Raw genomic sequence first — 20194 nt, forward strand, 5'->3', positions numbered from 1 at the left:
GCGAGCCTTGCGATCAAGTACAATCAAGTCGTTTCCCATGCCGCGAGTGAATCATGTTCGCGACAAGCTGGGATTCAAATGTCAGTGACAGAACACTAGCCCGCGTTACCTCGCCGAAAATCCATCCCCAACGCCGAACGATGTCGTCATCGAGCGACAGGACGCGCTTGCCGAAGCGCTCCGCTAGCTTTGGTTCCTCAGGAGGTTGTCCATCTGGTCTGATCCGAGGAAGCTGAGGTTGCGAAGCTTCAGTGTTCCAAGGAGAGAACAGATGAATGTCCACAAGAATGCGCCTTTGACGCCCAAAGGTCGAGAGGCGATGGTGCGAAGCGTGGTCGACGGCGGGCTGAGCAAGGCCGACGCAGCCTACCGGTTCAATATACGACGCCCAAAGCGGTCGCCAAGTGCCCCCGTCCCGCTGTCGGTCTTGCGGGGCCGGTGGCCGGCGCAGCGGCTTGGTCGCCCTTCATTTCGTTTCGGCCTAAGGGTGCGCCGGCCCCCTGAATTCCCCGGCTTCGGAACCCGTGACGGGCCGCGGCGGCCTCACAAACGGAGGTTCAGAAAATGAGCAGGAAGAAAGAACGACGCCGTACTGACGTTGATGCGCGGATCGCAACAGCAGCGGCAGCGCAGGAAACTCTATTCCTTCCATGCGCCCCAGGTCACGAGTACATCCGCAAAGGCAAGGCGGCAGCGCCTTAGGAGTTCGGCGTCAAGGCCTCGATCGTCACCACCAACGACCGCGCGCCGGGCGGCCAGTTCGTGCTGCACGCTCGCGCACTGCCCGGCAATCGCTATGACGGACACTCGCTCGGCACCATCATCGAGGCGACGGAAACGCTAACCGGCTGCGCGGTCGAGCGCGCTTATGTCGACAAGGGCTATCGCGGCCGCAACACCGATAGACCGCGCCGCGTCTTCATCTCCGGGCAGAAACGGGGCGTCTTCGGCGTCATCGAGCGCGAGCTCCGGCGCCGTTCAGCCATCGAGCCCATCATTGGCCACATGAAGAGCGACGGCCACCTCGGCCGCTGCCATCCCAAGGGGCGTGAGAGCGACGCCAGCAACGTCATCCTCACCGCCGTCGGCCACAACCTCCGCCGCGTGATCGCCTGGCTGAGGGATTTGCTGACATCAATCCTGATCATCCTCTGGCAAGCAGGTGTCCGGTCGCAGGCGCTCAAACCGCCTTCTTAGCGGCGACGATTCCACGATGCTTGGCGGCAGCGAGTCAGTCCGAGCCTGATGAGATTTCCGCCGATCAAGCTAGCTTGGCTCCGAAGCCGCCGCACACAAGCTTGTCGAGATCGCATCTGGCATTAAGCCGGTTCAGGACGGGCCACATCGCGCCGGTCAACACGTCCGTCCTTAAGGTCGGCGGCAGCAGCGCAGAGCTTAGCGCCAGGATCAGAGCGCATGGCTGCTGTGGCTCAATTCGCTCGACATCTCTCCTGATTTGGTGTCTTCGACCGAATTGGCCGAGACACCCTATCTCCCTCAGATTGGCGCATCAAACGGCGAAACCACCTCGGACCGGCCTGATGGTGAACATTGGTGCCTTGTTACAAAGCACCTCGCGGATCCAGTCGAATTGTCGGTTTCGCTCGGCTAAGGCTTGACCTTTGCCGCAGCTGTCGGGTTGCCTGCGCTCCTTGCTCCACCGCCTGCCCAAACATGAATGCCTGCGGATCTGGCATTACATAAAGTCACCATCCTCTTCGGAATCTGCTGCAACCTCAGTATCACTATCGACCTTGGAGAGATAAAGCTGAGATTTAGTTGCGCGCTGCCATTCACCGAGGCTGTTTTTTGTCCACTGGGCGGACTGAGTGGGGTCAAGTACCATGTCGTCCTCGTCCACTTCAACGAAGCCCATTGTCTCTGCGCGGGCCTTCGCTTCTGCATTAGCAGGACGCCAGTTCACCAATGGTCGTTCGCCGTCTTGCCGAAGTTGATGTTCGAGCAGAATATCGCCGGCGTTCGCGACAAGCGGATGAGCAACCTGAAAATCCACAATTGAGGTGACTTCACTTCGTCCAGGGAACTGTTCTCGCCACTTATCGCTTTCGAACTCAGTCATGTTGAATCCGGCCTCCGTTCTTTGGAGGCCGACGCTCACATTTCCTAATTGGTAGCTGTAATATCGGGCGTCTTCTGAATCTCTTCTGATACCGTATTCCTTAGCGACCTCTGCTGTGCGCTTAGCTCTTGCGGATACAAATTCCGAGTACTCGTGTGGATTGTTGGCGATGCGGTTGATTGCGTCGCCATGAAAGGTCCTCACTTCTGTCCTGAAGGTAGCTCTATCGATCTCGACCACAGGAGGTTTTCGAACGAGGGAATAACTCGGTTGCGAAGGTGAGCTGCCAGCAGACTCCTGCAATCGCGTTCTAGCGAACGCATCGGCGAAGCCCTGGCTTTCGGCACCCGCTTCCTCAGCGTTGGCTGGCCGATGATATCTTCCTTCGGCCGGAATATCGGGCCAATTGTTAACGCGACCGTACATGACGACTGCACCTGGATCATACGTCTTGCATTGCTTCAGGTCGTTAGACCTTACCCGCTTGATAGACAGCTTAGCTGTCCGTAAGCTGACGCCAGCGCATAAAGGGAAAATCCGACCACGCCTTTGGGCAGCTCGACCGCGTATCGTCGAGGCGTTGCGCGATGCAGGCTTCCACGTTATCCACCCAGCACGAGGCGAGGAGGTGCTGGACTGGTGCAAGCGGCGCGTCGCAAGGGGAACACGATGGGGGGCACTCGGACCCGCCGAGGCGTCGAGCTCGCCGCGAGGAAAGCGACTTCCACCGCCGCCCGAGCGTCTCGTGCGCTGGATGGCTTGCTCGACCTGGTGGCACTCCCAGTCCGAGGCAGCGAACTGCACGCAGTGTCGACCGGATATTCGGATGGGCGCGTGGCGCGCAACGCGATCGCGAGAGTGACTCCGGATGACGTCACCTACTACGTGGCACTGCCGTTCGACGAGCGCCTGAACGGCGGTTGGCGTAGGAAAGGGCGCGCCGTGCTCGAACTCATGGAAGCTCCGCCTTCCGAAGCCGAGTCGGGAAGACAGGCAGCCGGAGCTGAGCCATCGACTACCATGCCCGCGGCTCGTCTTCCGGTCTCGAGCCAGCTCTGCTGGATCATTGGCGGACGACGGTCTGGCCGCCGGCGAAGTGGTAGATTACCTGAGCGCAAACGCAGCTCTTGTGCTCGCCGAAGCGCTCTCGCGGAAGCCGCGCATGCTCGTGGCGATCGCCTTCGCGACCAAGATGGCTCGGACGATTTGGGCCATGGCCACCCGGAAGGTGGATTATCGGAACCCAGCGCAGGCAGTGACGGCATCATGACGAATGCAGCACGAAATAGCCTGACGTTGGTGAAGGGTGTGAGAAGGCGACGACCCTAATGGGCGGAACGATCGAACAGATCTGGATCAGGAAAACCAGTTAGAGCCGAAGAGCCGAGGTGCTCGGAGATGAGAATTGGACTTGATCCGCGGATCACCATACCGGCCAGCGGCTTCTGAGGACGCCGTAAAGGAAGGCCTGACAGAAGACCGCATCGTCCACACGCCGAACGGGTCAGAAACTTCTTGCATCACGGGCGGCAACGACAGAAGGCTCTACACGAAGTACCGTCAGCCCGCCAGTGGCCGCCGCCAAGGCGTCGTTTAGTCCGTCAACCGCGTATCGGACCGAGAACAACCCCGCCTACCATCGCAGAAGAAGGGTGGGCGCGGCCGTCGCCGGCCGGACCGGTTGGCCGATGTGTTTTGAGACAGAAGTGGTGCCGATGCTCGAGGCAGCCCGATATCACCGATGCGCAGTGGCTGCAGCGGCTCCATTCGTTTGGGCTGTCGCGAGCCAGCTTTCGGCCCAAAGGACAGATTGCGGAGCTGCGATCCTACGTGCGCCAGCGCGAGCGTCTGATTGGGTACGCGGCCTCCCACATCAAGCATATGCACAAGGCCTTGACGGAGATAAATCTTCAACTCCACCAGGTCTCGCCGACATCACCGGCGCCACCGGCTGCGCCTCATCCGCGCGATCCTTGCCGGCGAGCGCGATCCTGAGGCGCTGGCGTGCTTGCGCCATTACAGTTGCCACGCTAGTGCGGAGACGATCGTGAAGGCGCTCACCGGAAGCTATCGCGCCGAGCGTCTGTTTGCGCTCGAGCAGGCACTTGCGCTTTAGGACGCCTACCACGAGAAAGCATCTGTCTGCGACGCCCCGGATCGAAGCCGTGTTGAAGGCGCGTCGGAATCGAACCGATCAGGCGAACGCTCTAGCTTACGAACGTCCGCGTGGCGCTGTTCCGTTGGTCGGAAAGGACATCACCACGCTCGACGGCCTCGGTCCTTACCTCTCGCTGAAGCTGATCGCTGAATGGGGCGACGACCTCTCCTCGTGGCGAAGTGCAAAGCATTTTACCTCCTGGCTGGGACTGGCGCCGAACAACAAGGTCTCCGGCGGCAGAATGCTCTCGTCCCGAACGCGCGGATCCGGCGGTAGGGCGGCGGCACTTCTGCGCCTTGCTGCCGTGACCGTGGGCCGTACAGACACCGCGCTCGGCGGCTTTTACAGGCGACTTTCATCGCGCATCGGCAAGGCCAAGGTAGTGACCGCCACGGCCCGCAAGATCGCAGTTCTGTTCTACAACGCTTTGCGATACGGACGGACTATGTCGATCCAAGGGCCTCGTCCTACGAGACGCGTTACCCAACGCGAGTGGTCAACAATTTGCATGGGCGTGCCAAGGCATTGGCCTTTGTTCTCCAACCCTTGGAGCCGCAAGTCGGTGCTCCCGTTTCTTAGGAATCATTCTCCAGCGTCAACTCCCCGCTCTTGGCATTTAGTGACTTCACATCGACCGCGGGCACAACCGTCGCGGAGCTCCCCGCGCCGAACACGTCAGAAGCCCGGGCCTCAAGCTGAGCTTTCCAGGCCGTCACCGGATGGGGTGGACGTCGAAGTGCTCGGCCAATTGGGCTATCGTCCGGTCGCCCTTGACGGCGGCAAGCGCCACCTTCGCCTTGAAAGCCGGGCTGTGGTTCCTGCGCGGTTCGTCTGTTCTTGGTCTCTCCTGTTCGCGGCCATCATCGCCGCTTTCAGGCAGAAACTCCAGTTATCGACCTGTTCAAATTTGCGGAGCCGGCTCTCAGAAGAGTGGCGCGAGGTGCTTGGGGTGCGCCTCGAGTGCAGCGCGCGTTCTTCCGCCGCCGCTTGCCGAGCGGCGGCTTCGCCCTGATGACGTGGCACATACCGAGTTTCTCGAGGCCGTACTGTCGAGCGGCGCAGAAGTTGCAAGCGTCCGTCCCTGAAAAGGTAGATACGAATCCGCACCTTACCCGCAACTGGCCTTTCAGGCCACCTTCTGAGACGACGGCGGCGTAGCGACCTGACTCGGAACGCCTGCGGCCTGCATGGGCTCGGTAAGGCGTGCCTTCAGGTCGTCCAAATGGTCCTCGGCATAGGACTGCACTTTCGAGATCGCCGTATCGAGGCCGAACTGCACGGTCTGTTCGAGCATCTCCTTTGCGAGGCCCTCGCGCAGCGCGAATTTGACCTCGGGCCCAGCGACAAAGCTAATGGCCTGCCCCGCAAGATTAAGGCCAACCTCTTTCAGAGCCTGTTTCATATCACCTCCGCTAATGCCCGTATGCAGAAGGCTCAATGCTTGCGACTCGAGCTCGAGCACCATCGATATGCCATCGGCCAACTCGCCCAGTCCCGGAATGACGCCGAGCAGGCCTACTGCCGTGGCCTCCCAGTCGAGCACCTTCGAGCCCACCTCGGCTACGTCATCGACCGCATGCATGAGGACCCCGCCATTCTTCTTCGGAGACGCGACATCGGGTTGGTCGGATACCCCCATCAACATGTCTGTGACTGCATTTTGTTCAGCGGCGGTCTTGGTGACATGGGTCTTGATCTGCTGAACGGTATGGTTCGCAGGTGACATGTTGCTATAGAAGTGCCTGAAGTCGTTGTTGCTGATATTACCGGAGTCGACCGTGTGCCCGCCGCCTAAATCGAAGAACTCCTGATGGGTCTTGTAGCCCGTAATCGAATTGTTTAGCAAACGGAACAAGATCGGGTCCGAGAGCAGTTGCGATGCCGCTTCTCGTATCTTCGGGTCGAGAGTCTTGTCCTCGACCATACTCGCCAACTTGTGTCGTGTCAGGTCACCGTCCCCGAAGAAGGCGTTCTGATTCTTGTGGATCGTGTCGAGCGTGTTCAGCTCGCCTTGCGTGGAATTCATCGACGAGGAGGCGACTTGCAAGAAGTCTTCCTTGTGGATTTTATCAGTCGCACCACCGCACAACTGCTTCCAGGCGTCCGGGTGCTCGAGGAAGTGTTGAGCCGCCGCGATCAGCTGAGGCGGACACTTACCGATGTCGGCTTTGCCGTCGACAATCCGCTTGAAATCGTCCAGGCTCAAATTCTTGGGCAGGTAGTCAGAATACTTGTAAAGCTCGCGCAATGCATCATTCAAGGTCATGACCGATGCTTGTCCATTCGAGGTGCCGTCGGATGGAATATAGTTCTGCTCGTAGCTTTGCGCTTGCTGCTCCTGGAATGTAGCAACCTGCGAATGGCTGGCGGAAAACTCTGACAGATCCTTGGCCTTGATCTTGCCGCCGCAGCGGCCGTCCCCTTGGGAGCCAATCGCATAGAAGAGCTCTGGATCGCGTCGCAATCCTTCGATCGCCTCCTTCAGATCCGGGGGCGTCGACGGATCGCTGGCCTTGGCTGCCAGCGAGTCCCAGCTGAGTGGGCATTGGTCCTTGTGCCGGTTCAGCACTGCCACGATCTGCAACTCGGCATTGGTGAGCGTGCCGCCGTTCCACGTGATCCTAGAGCTTGGCACCGGAGTGCTCGGTACGTCAGGCGATGGAGCAGCCGTCGACGATGCGTCTGCACCAGGGGTGTCGACCGAAGAGGAATCGACCGAGGAGGAATCGACCGAGGAAGAAAAAACCGGATCCTTCATCACCGCCTCGATCGCCGCCTTCGCGTGCGCTGACAACTGGTCCAGCGAATCCTGCGGGATCTGTAGCTCTGATTGCAGCAGATCCGGTGGCGTGGAGCGAACGTCGGATTTCTCTTCCCGCGAGCAGATGGACACCATCGCCTCGAAGATCGAAGGTTCGCCTTGCCGAATCTGGCCGGGGGTCTGCGCGGATGATCCCAAGGCCGACGAAGCCCCCGGAACAAGCCCGAACAGAGCTGGATCTGCACTGGCGGGCAGCGAAACGCTGTTGAGCTGCATTAGGTTCATTTCCATTCCATTGCGGTAAATACTTGGCATCGACATCGTAAGATCGAGGCTTTCACGTTAAGGAGGCGAGCTTTCGAGAAGCTGACGACTTTTGGACGGAGCAGGACGAGCCAATGTCGGTCGTCTTAACATCCCGGAGAGGCGTCATCGTGCTCATGAAACTCATCTCCGGCTCAGAGCATGTGCAGGCACGACGCTGCTCTGACGCTTTCGCAAAGCAGGTGCCTGCGGTCGTCAGTCCCGAGTGACGATCGCTGTGGGGCACGAAACAACATCACCACCGATTCCCGCGGTAGCATTTCCAACTGCGCGCGGTTTTGCCTCTGACTTGCCATCACACCATTGCTGATCGAGCAATGTGATGAGGTGCGTTGGGCCGGCGCCGCGATCTGGCGCTCGTCGGCATTATGTAGAGATTGAAGTGGGGCCGAGAAATTCGCGCGGTGGCAGTCGCGGCATGTACCTGCGAATGCGCGCTCTCAGCTGGGTTCACTTGACGATAGTGAGGTTGTTCTCATTCTCGTCAGCTTCTCGACAGCTAATCCCAATAGCGTGAGCAATGTGAATCGCTCGGTGGTGATACCACCGTTTTGGCGGAACTGAAGTGAGAGGCACCAGATGGCCGGGGCAATCGAAGGCGTGATCCATACCAATTCTGACAGTGGCAGCTCGCAGTCGGTAGCTGATCGTCAGAAGTTCGAATCGGCTTTCGGTTCGGTTCTTGCCAACGTCGCGATGCAGGCGATGGAGCGAAACATGTCAAATCTTCGCGAAGCTATAGCTGAAACAGAAGAGGATACCTGACGCCGGTTCTTCGACGTCAGTGGAGTGTTGCCATTGATGGCAGCAAAAAAACGGAAGGTGAAGCGATATGAGCAAAGCAAGTTCTACTAGCTCTTCTACTGGTGGTGTCCACGACTCCCATGATAGCAAGGCAAATAGCAAGGCAAATAGCAAGACTGATAGCAAGACTGATAGCAAGTCCTCGAGTTCCAGCGTCGGTAGCTCGGCGACCGATAACGTTGGTGGGACGGGTACTTTCGAGAAACTGATCGACGAATTGAAGGCGGTTAACCAGCAGGCCATGGTGCAGGACATACGGTTGCGTGCACTGACGACCGAGCTCTCGAGTGAGAGGAAGGCGGCCAGCGAGCGCGTCAACGGATAACGGTGAAAGGCGGGGCGAATCGTCGCTCCGCCTTTCCCGTCATAGTGGTGCGGCCTAGGAATGAGTCGTGCGACCAATCGCCCTGCCGTGCTCCTCATAGTTCGGAGAATTGTCCGTGAATGAGGCCGCCTCCTTACATTTCGAGGTACTGTCGGGACCTTATGCCGGGCTAAGCGGGAAGGCTTCTGTCGGAACGAGCCTTATCGGTAGCGGCCTCGACGCGGATATGGTTTTCGTCGAACAAGGGCTTGAGCCGCATCACCTACGTGTCACCCTCGTTGGCAATTCAATCGAGCTTGAGGCTCTTGCAGCCGTAAGCACCCCAGAGGGCGAAGGGGATATTGCCGCAGGTGAACGTGTTGTTCTTTTTCTTCCTGCCGTCATTCGTGCGGGCGCCATGTCTATTCGCTGGTCGATGCAGAATGCAGTTGAGGCTCGGTCGATCAGCCTCTCGCGCGTTTGGATCTCAGCTCTCGCCCTCGTGCTCCTCAGCTTTCTTGGCGTAGGCAGTCTCTCGACGATTTTGTTCAAAGCCAGCGGAAGTGCGCCGACCGGCATTGCGCCGCCTGCCGCAGAGCTTGTACCCAAGCTGAGCATGAACCGGCCTGACGATCGGCGAGCTCAGGCTGCAGCCGAAGTGCTGAAACAGGAAATTGATAAGGCGGGCCTGCTCGATATCAGGGTTGGTTCGGGGCCGGGTTTTGTTAGCGCTGAGGGAAAAGTCACGCCTGCAACCGTTGCGAAATGGCAGGAGCTCCAGCAATGGTTCGATGGTCGTACATACGGTGCGGTGACACTGGTGAACGGAGTGATCGTCAAGGAGGAAAAGCAGCCATCCTCAATCGCGATCGAAGCTGTTTCGCGCGGACCCCAGCCCTATCTGCTTGTCGGTGGGCAGAAGTATTTCGTCGGCGCTCTCTTGGCCGACGGATGGGCGGTCACTCGAATCGAGGATGGGCGTGTGCTGCTAAGCCGCAATGGCCGCGTTGTTGCCGTTCCGTATTAGGTTTCCGGGCCCGAAGGAAGGATAAGGAGATCGTCATGTCAAAGGTGTCCCCCTACGATGTCGGGCCTGGCACTGCTTCGCAGAGACTCAGCGAGCACCATCATCAACCAGTGATAGGGCCGACCATCCAACCCAATAACGGTGAGGCGGACGGTGCTCGTGCAAACGGCGAGAAGGAGCTGGCGTCGATCTGGGGCGAGGTGAACACGCGCTATATGCCGCTGGATCTAGCGATCGAAGCCGCATCGGAGGCCAAAGATATTGATGCAGTCGGGCGTGTCAGTCTCAACGAGATGCGCACTCGCATTTATGAGCTCGAGCAACGCGCTGGGGTGGCATCGCTCTACGGGCGCGATATCGCGCACGATCTACTCTCCTTCGTCACGCCAAGCCTTCGTCATCCGGACATGCTGCGGGCGGAGCGGTATAGCATTGTTCTGGAAGGTCTCGTCCATAAGCTGGCGGCCGCGCCTGCGGATCCGATAGCTGGGGGCGGTGTCGTCGTCCTACGGCAGGGACTGCACTGGCTAGCGCTGCTCCGCCGGAATCGGAATAGCTTGATCGAAGCCTAACAATGTTCAACTCCGATGGAGCGCAGCGGACGACCAACGTTTCCGAATCCGATAACGACTCACTGAGTTCCGGGCAGGAGCGCGATTTGCTCTGTACACTTTCCTATCTTCACCTTGCATGTGGGCAGAGCGCAGAATCCGTGGCTCTCTTGCGACTCATCGTCGGCAAGGACTCGCGAGATGTCGATCTATTACGGATTCTCGCCTATGCCCTCATCTTGGAAGGTCTCGGAGGTGAGGCGTTGCAGGTCATAGATAGACTGAACACACTTGATGACGAACCCTCGGCGCGTATCTCTTTGATGCTGTTGCGTAGCCACGCCCTGCGGCGGGCCGGCCTCATAGACGAGGCGCTCGCCGCTTTCCAACGCTATGTCTCGTTGCGTGACGGCATTGGCCTGATCAATCAACGATCGGAAGGTCCCCATGACCAGCGTCCTGCGTAAGATCATTGCGCGCGCGTCGGCCAGCTCCGATTTGATGGTCGCGTTGATGCTGCTTCTGACGGTCGGCATGATGATCATGCCGATCCCGATAGTGGCGATCGATACGCTCGTCGGCTTCAATCTCGGCTTCGCCATATTGCTGCTGATGGTCGCTCTCTATATTAGCACTCCACTTGATTTCTCGTCCTTGCCAGGCGTCATTCTGATTTCCACGGTATTCCGTCTGGCGCTCACCGTATCAACGACGCGGCTGATCTTGGCTGAGGGGGATGCGGGCAGCATCATTCGCACGTTCGGTGATTTCGTCATATCGGGAAATATCGTCGTCGGCATTGTCATATTTTTAGTCGTGACCATGGTGCAGTTCATCGTCGTGGCCAAGGGGGCTGAACGCGTGGCGGAGGTGGCGGCGCGGTTCACGCTCGATGCTCTGCCAGGCAAGCAGATGGGAATCGATGCGGAATTGCGCAATGGCCATATCGATCAGAACGAAGCCCGCAGCCGGCGCGCTACATTGGAGAAAGAAAGCCAGCTTTACGGGGCTATGGATGGCGCCATGAAGTTCGTGAAGGGCGACGCCATCGCAGGATTGGTCGTTATCTGCGTCAACATGCTGGGCGGGATCACCATCGGCCTGCTCTCAAAGGGCATGTCTTTCCAGGCGGCGCTGCATCAATATACCCTGCTGACCATAGGTGATGCGTTAATCTCACAAATTCCCTCGCTGCTGCTCTCGATTACAGCTGCGACAATCATCACTCGTGTAAATGGGGTTGTAAGGCTCAATCTTGGGACCGACATCGTTAACCAGCTCACAGCAAACTCGCACGCATTGCGGCTGTCTGCTTGCGTCCTCGTTGTAATGGGGGCTATTCCGGGTTTTCCGCTCCCTGTCTTTCTCGTCTTGGCTGCAGTCTTTGCGGCAGCGAGCTTTGCCGACGGTGGGACCCAAAGCGGCAAGAAAAGCGCTGATGTCTCTCGCCCGGCTCCCACACAGTCTAACAAGGAAATCGTGCCTGCGGAGGCGCTTCCCGTCGCGTTGTTCCTTGCGTCAAGTCTGACACGGGCGATCGACAAAGAAGAATTGCAACAGCACATTGCACGCGTTTCGGGACTGATCTCGTCTGATCTCGGCATCACAATTCCGCGCATCCCCATCGAGGTCGACGAGCGCTTGCCAGACTTGCAGTACAGGGTGGATGTCGAGGGCGTGCCCGTCGAGCAGGAGTTAATTGATCCAACGCAGCTCGCACTCCACGACGATCCGGCCAACATTGAATTGAGTGGCATCCCGTTTCGGCATGACCGGGAGACGGATCAAATCTGGATTGAACAGAGCAATGCACCGGCTCTCAAAGCAGCCGGCATCGGGCACCACCGTCCCATTGAAATCCTGGCCTTGCGCGTCCATTCGGCGTTGACCCGCTATGCACAGTGCTTGGTGGGTATCCAGGAGACGCGCCAGTTGCTGGCCCGCATGGAGACGGAATATTCCGATCTGGTCAAGGAGGTGTTGCGTACGACGCCGATCCCTAAAGTAGCCGACGTCTTGCGGCGCCTCCTGGAGGAGGGTATTCCGATCCGGAACACACGGCTGGTCTTGGAAGCATTGGCCGAATGGAGCGGACGTGAACAAAACGTCGTCTTGCTCACGGAACATGTTCGCTCCGGTCTGAGACGGCAAATCTGCCACCGGTATGCCAACGCACACCGCGTCGTGCCCGTCTTTATCATCGAACGTCAAACCGAGGATATCGTGCGCAGCGCGGTTCGAGAGACTGCCAAAGGACCCTACCTGGTTTTGAGCGACGGGCAAAGCGAGGCGCTGCTCTCAAAAATGCGTCAGATCCATTCGAACGTAGTTCGGGGGCAGATCAAGCCCGTTATCCTTGCTTCGATGGATATACGACGCTTTGTCCGCGGCTTTCTCACCCGTAATGGGATCGATCTTGCTGTTCTATCCTATCAGGACCTTGCCTCGGACTTCACAATCCAGCCTGTTGGATCCATCACACTCGCAGCTGCAAAGGACGACGACGCCCCGTCCGAGGAACTCAGCAACACGCTCCTTGCAGCCGATTCACAGTCGCAGCAGTCAATCTAAGAAGGACCGCATGAATTCACCTCGTAAGGCAGTGCGGTGGCACTTGGGTTCATTTTGTCTGCTTTCGTGCTCGGCTCTCTTCGCCGCTCTGGGGCTCTGCAGTTGCGCTAGCTGGGATAGACCAGCTCTTCAAATGCAAGCGACGCCGGCGCCAAAGTTGCTCGGCGCCAAAGATATCGATCCAGCTATGCGCGAACGCATTGAGTGCGCGATCGGCCGGACTCCTGACCAGGAGCTTTGCGCGATGCGCTGAAGCAAAAAAGCGCGGAAGATCCATGCAGCGGATCGGTCTTGCGTGTCGATGCGAAAGCGCCTCGCATTGAGTGCTCGCCAACGTCTGCCTGGACCTGCGATTTATATGCGCTCAAGACCAAATGCGTTAACTCGACAACGTGGGACGCTTGGTGAGCCACAACCGCAATACAAGCAATCGCGACAGCGCAGCGTATTCCGATTTCGCGTAACCAAATCACGTTGTCCGCAACGATCGGTGCACGATATCGCGCAATGCAAGCACCCGCCCGCTGCGCTGGCGCTGCCGCCCTACAGAAGTGGCCCGGGCATAGCTAATAGTAGCGGACGTAGTAGTTCTGTTGTCTCGATTACCAACTAGGTGAGCAGGGCCTTTTTGGGAAACACGCCTCGTGCGCGCTAAGTGCGGCAGGGAACTGCTGCCGGCATAAGAGAAATTTGATACAGTTTGATTTTGCGACGCGCCTCTCTTGCGCTAGCCCCGTTACGTGCGGCAAGCGTGGTGCTTGGGCTGGTGCGGACTCCCGGCAAAGCGGTGTCGAAACCCGCTCGTAAGATCCGTGTGTTCGTCTCCTGGCTTGCTCGTGGGCAGGAAGTCTCACGTCACGCTTTACCCGGCATAGCACCCAGCGTGAACTCGAAATTGATCGGCTGATTGGGCTTTTCCTGCATACGCCATGGCCGATATCAGGTGTGATGCAGGGATTTGCCGCATCGTTATGCCGCCGACTTGCGACTCGGCACCCGCTGGAGCTCGTCAGGATGTACAAAGAAATTTCCGAACGCCTATGCGATGAGCCAGTCAATCCGTCCTCGTCCACTCCGGATGGAATAGGCTGATTGCCTGGCGGCAGATTACGTAAACAATAGCGGCAGTCGGTTGGTGTTGCGAAGGTGATGAATTGCACCTGCGCCGCTGCCGGGCGCGCCCGCCGCGGCAATCGTTCGAAAAGATCGAGCGCCGCCGTGCGGTTAGATCCTGCCGGCCGAGCACTACATTTTCACAGATGGTCCCTCCGCGCGCGGGCGTCCGAAGCCGACCATGACGCGCCGACGGCTGAGTGAAAACAGGATTGACAGCTCCTTGCAACGGGATGGCCGCTTCACAGCTCAAGCGCATGGTCCGCGAGCACCTGACGCGTCAGCGCGCCCTTGATCTCGCGGACGATCTCATCGCGGATCTGCGCTCCGAACTGCCGCTCGGCATCGCTGTTCCCGATTAGCTCATGACCGGCGAGCCGTTGCTGGAGGCGGCTGTCGAACTCCTCCCCCATCGCCTCGAGGAGTCGATGCTGCATCTGTGCATGGGGTTCGGGTGCGATCCGGCTCAGCACCGTCTCCCAGGGTTGCCACCGAGTTGCCAGATAGTCGGCCAACCCCGTCTCCTCCTCGTCGCGCACCCGCATCTCAGCCGTGCTGAGGTCGTACTCAGTGACCCAGGAGACGCCGAAGAAGCGCATGTCCGGGGCGATGTGCCGTAACTCAAGCCGCTCGCGCAGCTTGACCTGATAGGCCAGATAGACTTCGATCTCGTCGACAAAGCGGAGCGAGTTGACCTTCTCCCTGGCGATCTGCTCGAGCGCGTCCAGGCGGAACAGGACGCGGCCCTGCTGGACGAGATCGTCAAGCCGATTGTCATAGGCGCCATCCTCGACTTCAGCGTTTAAGCGTGCGGTCTGCATGCCGTTCCAGGTTAAAGTGATGCGATCCTCGCAGCTCTCGCTCGCTTCGAAAGCCAGCTGAAAGTACTGCTGGCGCAATTGCGGCCTGGTCGCCGCCTGCCGCAGATCCTCAATCACGGCCTGCCGGAACTGGGGATTGCCAGAATTTACGGTGTCCCGCAGCCTGTCGAGGAAGCGCGCGTATTCCGGCGCACCCGCCTCGTCGGCGAAGTTCTGCCAGGCGGCCAGAACCTCCGGCTCCCCCTCGACCCAGTCGGCCACAGCCTGCGCCAGCGGCCGCTCATGATTCACCGCCGGTTCCCGGCCCATTGAGAAGAAGACCCGAGGGCCGGTATAGCCTCGCGCATTCAGGGCCATCGCCAGATTCGTCTGCACCCGCTCGGGCAGCGGATTATCCTCCAGATAAACCATACACCCAGAATCTAGCTGCGTTAGCAGGGTCTCCGGCAGGCTGGCTAACCGGTTGTCTCGCACCTCGAGCACCTGGAGCTCGGCCGGGAGGGTCTCGGGCAAGCTGGTCAGCCTGTTGCCGCCGGCATGAAACCTCTGGAGCTCAGGCGGGAGCGTCTCGGGCAGGCTAGTCAGCCGGTTGTCACGGACGAAGAGCAACTGGAGCTCGGCGGGGAGGCTCTCGGGCAGGCGGGTCAGCCGGTTGCCGTCGGCTTCGAGCTCTTGGAGTTCGGGCGGTAGGGTATCGGGCAGGCTGGTCAGCCGGTTGCCGCCGACCTCAAGTAACTGAAGTCCAGTCGGAAGGGTCTCCGGCAGGCTGGTCAGCCGGTTACCGCGAACATCGAGCTGCTGGAGCTCGGCCGGCAGGGTTTCAGGCAGGCTGGTCAGCCGGTTGCTGGAGACGGCGAGTGTCTGAAGGCCATCCGGAAGTGTTACGGGCAGGCTGGTTAGCTCATTGCCGCCGATGGCGAGTAACTGAAGTGCCGCCGGCAAGGTGTCAGGCAGGCTTGTCATGCGATTGCCGCGGACGTCGAGCGTCCGGAGTTCGGCCGGTAGGTTGTCGGGCAGGTGCATCAACTCGTTTTCGCTGACGTCGAGCGTCCGGAGATCGGGCGGAAAGGCGGGGGGCAAGGTCGTCAGGCACAGGTATGGTAGCTCCAGCCGTGCATAGACGTCGCCGGCCTCTCCCCAGGCTTTGATTCGTCTTACCGCCTCTTGCCGGTCCTCGTCTTCTGTCTGCTCCTCCTCGCCAGCCCAACTGTTCAGGATTTCGTCAAGCTGCGATTGCTGGAGGACGGGGCCTTCAACGTTCGTCGGACCGCCAGCAGGGCCGGCGGGGGAGACCCGCCCGTCGCTCAAGGCTTGGACCCACTGCGCCCCTGCCGGGGCTAACCAGTGCCCTTCTTCTGAAGTATTGCCATCGCCGGGCCATGGCCGTGGGTCGAGGAACGATCCCCCGTGATTATGCTCCCAAGGAACAGTGGAGGTCGTTGGCCAATCATCATCGGCGTTCGCCCACGAATACTCCTGCTGGTCGACACTATGCGTCGGCAAGTGGACCGCTGAGTCCAGGCCGTGCCAGTAGTCGGTTGAAGTATTGCCATCGCCAGGCCATGCTCGTCGGTCGAGGAGCGATCCCCCGTGATTATGCTCCCAAGGAACACTGGGGGGCGTTGGCCAATCATCATCGGCGTTCGCCCACGAATACTCCTGCTGGTCGACACTATGCGTCGGCAAGTGGACAGCTGAATCCCGGCCGTGCCAAGAGTCCGTCGGACTGAAACTGCCGGCTGGCAACTGGCCACCGCGACTTGCGGCCGCAAAAAGCACATGCTGATTGCTCCCCTGTTCAGATTCGGTGGGCGGATTCCACGTCGACCGCGAGGTGCCTTCCCCGTGGTCCAACCAGTCCGCATCCCTGTTCGACACATTATAAGGGTCGCCGCGACGATTTGCATTGCGGGGCGGGCGCTCGCGCAGGTGCAACTCGTTCAGGTGCTGCTGAAACCCCGCTTGGTCAACTGGGAGCTGTTGCAGCTCGTCGTAGTCCGTCCGGGCGAAATCCGGGGGCTCGAATTGGACGAAATTGTGGAACGGATCCATCGGATTCTCCTTTGGCAGATCCAACAGCTAACGCCGGGCCCAGATCGACACCTTCTCCCTAGGAGGCTTAGCTTTCGAGAAGCTGACGGTGCGCAGCTACGCGAACCTCCTCCGAATGAGTGGACACCTGTAGTAGGCTCAGAGAGAGCCAGGACGCGTCGAATGGAAGTACGTCAACGTCGATTGTTTACCGAGGAGTACAAGCGGCAGGCGGCTGAGCTTCTGGTGTCGAGTGGCCGATCGATCAGAGCCGTTGGCAAGGAACTCGGTCTGCGCGGTTCGGTGCTGCGGCGCTGCGTTGAGAAGCTCCGGCAGGAGCCGGCATCGGCGACGCGGCGCCACAACACGCAGGCGGCGCCGATGTCGGCGGACCAGGCTCCCGAGATCGCCCGTTTGCGCGAGGAGAACGAGCGGATGCCCATCGAGCGGGACATTCTAAAAAGTCGATCGCGATCTTTGCCGGAACGCGGACACGAGCTTCCGCTTCATCGAGGACCATCGCGATACCTACCCGGCGGCTGATGTGCGCCGTGCTCGAGGTCTCGCCGGCCGGCTATCACGCCTGGCGCGAGCGTCCGGACAGAGCACGCACGACCACCAATGCTGCGCTCTTGACTTGACTGATATTCGACAGGTTCATCAGGACAGCGGCGCTCGGGGACGGCAACCCACGGGTCCATGCCGCGCTGCGGGCACAGGGACTTGGCGCCAGCCGTGGCCGGATCGAATGCCTCATGCATCGGCACGGCATCGGCGCCATCATGGCCCGGCCGCACCGCGTTGCCGACAGCCGTCATGGCCTCACGATCGCGCCAAACCTCATCGATCGCAACTTTAGGGCCGCAGCAGCGAACCGGATCTGGCTCGCCGACATCACTTACGTTTCGACTGCAGATGGCTGCTGTACCTGGCGGCGATCATGGACCTCTGTCAACGGGCAGCGAACTTTCCGTGAGAATGTCCAGATTTCCCTGGGTGACGCGATTGTGGTTCGGGGATCAGCCGCTATCGGAATCGTCATTGGTCCTTCCAGGCGGGCGGCCGCGGCGCTTGGGCTGCGGCGGATTTGTGAGCGGGCGCGAGCGGACGTTTTCCGGGACGAGAGCGGCGTGCTGGCGGAGCCGATAGCTCGATCCCTCGATTTGGATAACAATTGCGTGGTGAAGCAGTCGATCAAGCAATGCTGTGGCCGGTTCGGAGTGAGGATCATCGCGCCCTTGTCATAGCGGGCGTTGACCAACTGGAAGAACAGATTGCCGCCGCCAGGCACGACCGGGAGGTAACCGATCTCGTCGACGACAAGGAGGGAGGCAAGGGCGAGGAACCGCAGGCGCTCGCGCAAAGTGGCGGTGACGATGTCCGCGAGCGTGGCGAACGCGACGCTCTTTCCCGCCCCTCTGACCAGCAAGGCGCAGATGGTGCGCGCAATCTTATTGGCGAACGTCACCGCTACGACTTTGACGGCCGTCTTTGCAGCATGGTCCGAATCCAGAGCGGGACTTTCAAGCCTCGCTTGCCAAGCTTGATGATTGAGGTCGCACCAACGATCAAGAGCGTCCGTATGCCGATTTCCACGCTTTGATACCGCCCCGAGCCTTTCTTTCCCGCCGCTCGACTGTGCCCTCGGCGTTAACCCCGTCCAAGCTGCAAAATCTCGTGCAGCCGCAAAACCGCGAGCATCCAAGACCGATGTCCGAACGCCAGCGCCGCTACCAGTGCCTTCTCCGAGCGCTGATAGCGTTGAACAGCTCGGTCGAGAACCGCCCCTGGCGGTCCTGCGGCGCCTTCAACTCGATCTTGCCCACCCGGGTGATCAGCGAGCGGGTGTAGTAGCCGGAGCGATAGCCCAGCCGCGTCTCGCCGCGCCCAGCGCCTCCGCCATCGCGGCTTCGAGAGCTTCCTGCACCGCACCCTGGATCAGCGGTTTCAGGATCCCTGTCCGACGCTAAAAGCTGTTTGACGGCAGAGCCATCCGTCCTAGTCTTCGTCACGGTCGTGGTGGTCCTTGCTCCGCTATGGCGGTAATCTTCGCAAGCACCGGATTTATCGCTTCAGCCGCTCAGCTTTTGCAGAACCTTCCGCACACTACCACCGGCCATCCCGATACTGGTGGACAAGGTGGCGCAGCGGCAATTCTCGTGTTCTGGAGCCGATTTACGACACGTACGTCTCGCCGTGCTTGTGCAGCGTCTGACCGGACGATCGGTCCAGGCTCCTTGCACAACCCGCGTAACGGCTCATTGAGGAATCCGGCTAGCCGTATCATCTTCGGCCCGGCCCTTGCGCAGGCAAGGCACCCTCCTGGCGCGGCATGTCTGAAGAGTACGGGCCTTCAGTTCGCCCATCCCGAACGATCGTCGCGGAGGCGCCACGATATAACATCAGCACAGATTCACGGGACGGCATCTCGACGGAGCGAGGTCGCGCCTGCGCCTCCGCCACAAGACCATTGAGCGTCTGATCCACGAGTGCGATGAAGCGTGGTGGACCGGACGCAAGGACTAGGCCATTTCCCGGTGCCGGTCTCATGATGTAGCGTTCGTCGGAAATGGCGAGCGCATCGAGGGTTGCCTTGAGCGCGTCGCAGCTGATTGAAGTTAGGAGAAGCAGACGAGTTTGCGCTTCCTTTGCGGTAGAGACGTAAAGCACGAGCCCATCGTAATACCATTGAAGATTGTAGAGTTGAGTCAGATGGTCAAGGAACTCGCGCGGTGGCAGGTCCGGCATGTGCCCGCGAATCCGACCCTTCACCTCGGCGCTGATGGTGACTTTAATATTGAGGTTGTTGCCGAATTCCTGCAGCGCGGCAGAAAGCTCCTGATCCAGAACCGTATACCGATAAGGGGTCGAGGGCAGCGACAGGGGAGCGCCGCGCGCGATCTGTATTCCGCCGGAAACGAAAACGGCGACACACAGAACTCCGTTCAAAACGTGCGGGATTATGGATCGGATGAGCATTCATGGTTCTCTTTGACTTAAACTAACAGGAGTACGTTTGGTACGTGAACGCGAAACGTGATCTTTAGATGACGATGTGCGGGCGAACTCGTCAGCTTGTCGTCAGCTGGCCTGTCTAGGACATTAAGCCGCTAATCGGCTTGAACGGCTGGTCGTATCACATCTCGATGAGAGCGAGTCTTTCCATGATGATGTTAGGCGCTGCGCCGATTTCTCACAATCTAGAAGGCCTGTCCAAGGCCTGTTCGGCAACAGCGGTCGACGAGCAGGTCCAGTTTCAGCAGAGTCTCTTGCAAGCGGCTTCGGTTCAAGACCTTGCGCCTCCAGTAACGGAAGCGGCGGCGGTTCCGCCGACATCCGAGGTATCGCGCGCAACAACACAGGCGAGCCCGCTGGGCGATCGCATCCTCCAGAATCTTTCTGCGATGTATCCGGTCAATGCAGCTCCAAAAGGTACGGAGACCGGGTCGGCGTCGGAGCCCCTTTTGCTGCAACCGGGCAAAGCGGAAGCAGGTGTGCCGGGCGCCCCCAGTGGCGCAGGTGACTTCGAGGCGATGTTGGCGAATCTGAAGGATGTTTCTGACAGCGTCATCCAGGTAACACTCATTTCAAATGGCGTCGGTAGCCTCGGTTCATCTCTGAACAAGCTGATATCGGCGGGCTGAGTGGG

At 59.6% G+C, this 20194-nt stretch carries 12 protein-coding genes and 7 pseudogenes; 11 read left to right on the forward strand and 8 right to left on the reverse strand.

The window, feature by feature from the left end:
• Nucleotides 1–607: 607 nt before the first annotated feature.
• Nucleotides 608–1197: pseudogene (locus IVA80_RS04745) on the forward strand (transposase); the annotation flags it as partial.
• 499 nt (nucleotides 1198–1696) lie between these two features.
• Here IVA80_RS04745 and IVA80_RS04750 read toward each other — a convergent pair.
• Entirely contained in the window at nucleotides 1697–2506 is an 810-nt protein-coding gene (locus IVA80_RS04750) for an effector protein NopP (protein WP_247426066.1), read from the reverse strand.
• A 1057-nt stretch (nucleotides 2507–3563) separates the two neighbouring features.
• Between IVA80_RS04750 and IVA80_RS04755 the strand changes: the two are divergent.
• Together IVA80_RS04755 and IVA80_RS04760 are read left to right on the forward strand one after the other, a co-directional pair.
• A pseudogene (locus tag IVA80_RS04755) lies at nucleotides 3564–3810 on the forward strand (hypothetical protein); the annotation flags it as partial.
• A 435-nt stretch (nucleotides 3811–4245) separates the two neighbouring features.
• Nucleotides 4246–4521 (forward strand): annotated as a pseudogene (locus IVA80_RS04760) (transposase); the annotation flags it as partial.
• Nucleotides 4522–4819: 298 nt separating this feature from the next.
• On the opposite strand, the pseudogene IVA80_RS04765 reads toward IVA80_RS04760, so the two are convergent.
• Nucleotides 4820–5118 (reverse strand): annotated as a pseudogene (locus tag IVA80_RS04765) (transposase); the annotation flags it as partial.
• Nucleotides 5119–5364: 246 nt separating this feature from the next.
• Nucleotides 5365–7275 carry an HrpF/NolX family T3SS translocon protein gene (locus tag IVA80_RS04770; RefSeq protein ID WP_247426068.1) on the reverse strand — a complete coding sequence of 637 codons (1911 nt, stop codon included), beginning with the start codon at nucleotides 7273–7275 and terminating at the stop codon, nucleotides 5365–5367.
• Between the two features lie 627 nt (nucleotides 7276–7902).
• Here IVA80_RS04770 and IVA80_RS04775 point away from each other — a divergent pair.
• The 6 genes from IVA80_RS04775 to sctV all read left to right on the forward strand — a co-directional run bounded on the left by IVA80_RS04775 (nucleotide 7903) and on the right by sctV (nucleotide 12580).
• Nucleotides 7903–8088, forward strand: a complete 186-nt coding sequence (locus tag IVA80_RS04775; protein ID WP_247363765.1) for a hypothetical protein — start codon at nucleotides 7903–7905, stop codon at nucleotides 8086–8088.
• Between the two features lie 67 nt (nucleotides 8089–8155).
• Complete coding sequence (locus tag IVA80_RS04780; RefSeq protein ID WP_247426070.1) at nucleotides 8156–8452, forward strand: hypothetical protein; 297 nt, start codon at nucleotides 8156–8158, stop codon at nucleotides 8450–8452.
• Between the two features lie 115 nt (nucleotides 8453–8567).
• Nucleotides 8568–9458 (forward strand): hypothetical protein, encoded by an 891-nt coding sequence (locus IVA80_RS04785; protein WP_247426071.1) that lies wholly within the window; start codon nucleotides 8568–8570, stop codon nucleotides 9456–9458.
• 35 nt (nucleotides 9459–9493) lie between these two features.
• Complete coding sequence (locus IVA80_RS04790; protein ID WP_247426073.1) at nucleotides 9494–10030, forward strand: hypothetical protein; 537 nt, start codon at nucleotides 9494–9496, stop codon at nucleotides 10028–10030.
• Between the two features lie 2 nt (nucleotides 10031–10032).
• Nucleotides 10033–10476 carry a histidine kinase gene (locus IVA80_RS04795; RefSeq protein WP_247426075.1) on the forward strand — a complete coding sequence of 148 codons (444 nt, stop codon included), beginning with the start codon at nucleotides 10033–10035 and terminating at the stop codon, nucleotides 10474–10476.
• A complete protein-coding gene (gene sctV, locus IVA80_RS04800) occupies nucleotides 10457–12580 on the forward strand; it encodes a type III secretion system export apparatus subunit SctV (RefSeq protein WP_247426076.1) in 2124 nt (707 codons plus the stop codon). Before IVA80_RS04795 ends, sctV begins: the two co-directional genes overlap by 20 nt.
• A gap of 1355 nt (nucleotides 12581–13935) precedes the next feature.
• On the opposite strand, the gene IVA80_RS04805 is transcribed toward sctV, so the two are convergent.
• Nucleotides 13936–16566, reverse strand: coding sequence for an NEL-type E3 ubiquitin ligase domain-containing protein (locus IVA80_RS04805; protein WP_247426077.1), 2631 nt, complete (start codon nucleotides 16564–16566; stop codon nucleotides 13936–13938).
• Between the two features lie 162 nt (nucleotides 16567–16728).
• On the opposite strand from IVA80_RS04805, the gene IVA80_RS04810 reads away from it, so the two are divergent.
• Entirely contained in the window at nucleotides 16729–17088 is a 360-nt protein-coding gene (locus tag IVA80_RS04810; RefSeq protein ID WP_247426078.1) for a transposase, read from the forward strand.
• Nucleotides 17089–17564: 476 nt separating this feature from the next.
• On the opposite strand, the pseudogene IVA80_RS04815 reads toward IVA80_RS04810, so the two are convergent.
• The 4 genes and pseudogenes from IVA80_RS04815 to IVA80_RS04830 form a co-directional block, all read right to left on the reverse strand.
• Nucleotides 17565–17959, reverse strand: a pseudogene (locus IVA80_RS04815) (ATP-binding protein); the annotation flags it as partial.
• 228 nt (nucleotides 17960–18187) lie between these two features.
• Nucleotides 18188–18250: pseudogene (locus IVA80_RS38550) on the reverse strand (hypothetical protein); the annotation flags it as partial.
• A 14-nt stretch (nucleotides 18251–18264) separates the two neighbouring features.
• A pseudogene (locus tag IVA80_RS04825) lies at nucleotides 18265–18557 on the reverse strand (transposase); the annotation flags it as partial.
• Between the two features lie 271 nt (nucleotides 18558–18828).
• Nucleotides 18829–19524, reverse strand: coding sequence for a nodulation protein NolW (locus IVA80_RS04830; protein WP_247426079.1), 696 nt, complete (start codon nucleotides 19522–19524; stop codon nucleotides 18829–18831).
• 185 nt (nucleotides 19525–19709) lie between these two features.
• Between IVA80_RS04830 and IVA80_RS04835 the strand changes: the two genes are divergently transcribed.
• Nucleotides 19710–20189 carry a nodulation protein NolB gene (locus IVA80_RS04835; protein ID WP_247426080.1) on the forward strand — a complete coding sequence of 160 codons (480 nt, stop codon included), beginning with the start codon at nucleotides 19710–19712 and terminating at the stop codon, nucleotides 20187–20189.
• The last annotated feature ends 5 nt before the right edge of the window (nucleotides 20190–20194 follow it).

Source organism: Bradyrhizobium sp. 139, assembly GCF_023074175.1.
GTDB lineage: Bacteria > Pseudomonadota > Alphaproteobacteria > Rhizobiales > Xanthobacteraceae > Bradyrhizobium.

Bases quoted from the DNA above. Each gene is read 5' to 3' on its own strand.
- IVA80_RS04750 (WP_247426066.1), bottom strand. From the start codon at position 2,506: ATGTACGGTCGCGTTAACAATTGGCCCGATATTCCGGCCGAAGGAAGA.
- IVA80_RS04770 (WP_247426068.1), bottom strand. From the start codon at position 7,275: ATGCAGCTCAACAGCGTTTCGCTGCCCGCCAGTGCAGATCCAGCTCTG.
- IVA80_RS04775 (WP_247363765.1), top strand. From the start codon at position 7,903: ATGGCCGGGGCAATCGAAGGCGTGATCCATACCAATTCTGACAGTGGC.
- IVA80_RS04780 (WP_247426070.1), top strand. From the start codon at position 8,156: ATGAGCAAAGCAAGTTCTACTAGCTCTTCTACTGGTGGTGTCCACGAC.
- IVA80_RS04790 (WP_247426073.1), top strand. From the start codon at position 9,494: ATGTCAAAGGTGTCCCCCTACGATGTCGGGCCTGGCACTGCTTCGCAG.
- IVA80_RS04795 (WP_247426075.1), top strand. From the start codon at position 10,033: ATGTTCAACTCCGATGGAGCGCAGCGGACGACCAACGTTTCCGAATCC.
- sctV (WP_247426076.1), top strand. From the start codon at position 10,457: ATGACCAGCGTCCTGCGTAAGATCATTGCGCGCGCGTCGGCCAGCTCC.
- IVA80_RS04805 (WP_247426077.1), bottom strand. From the start codon at position 16,566: ATGGATCCGTTCCACAATTTCGTCCAATTCGAGCCCCCGGATTTCGCC.
- IVA80_RS04810 (WP_247426078.1), top strand. From the start codon at position 16,729: ATGGAAGTACGTCAACGTCGATTGTTTACCGAGGAGTACAAGCGGCAG.
- IVA80_RS04830 (WP_247426079.1), bottom strand. From the start codon at position 19,524: ATGCTCATCCGATCCATAATCCCGCACGTTTTGAACGGAGTTCTGTGT.
- IVA80_RS04835 (WP_247426080.1), top strand. From the start codon at position 19,710: ATGATGATGTTAGGCGCTGCGCCGATTTCTCACAATCTAGAAGGCCTG.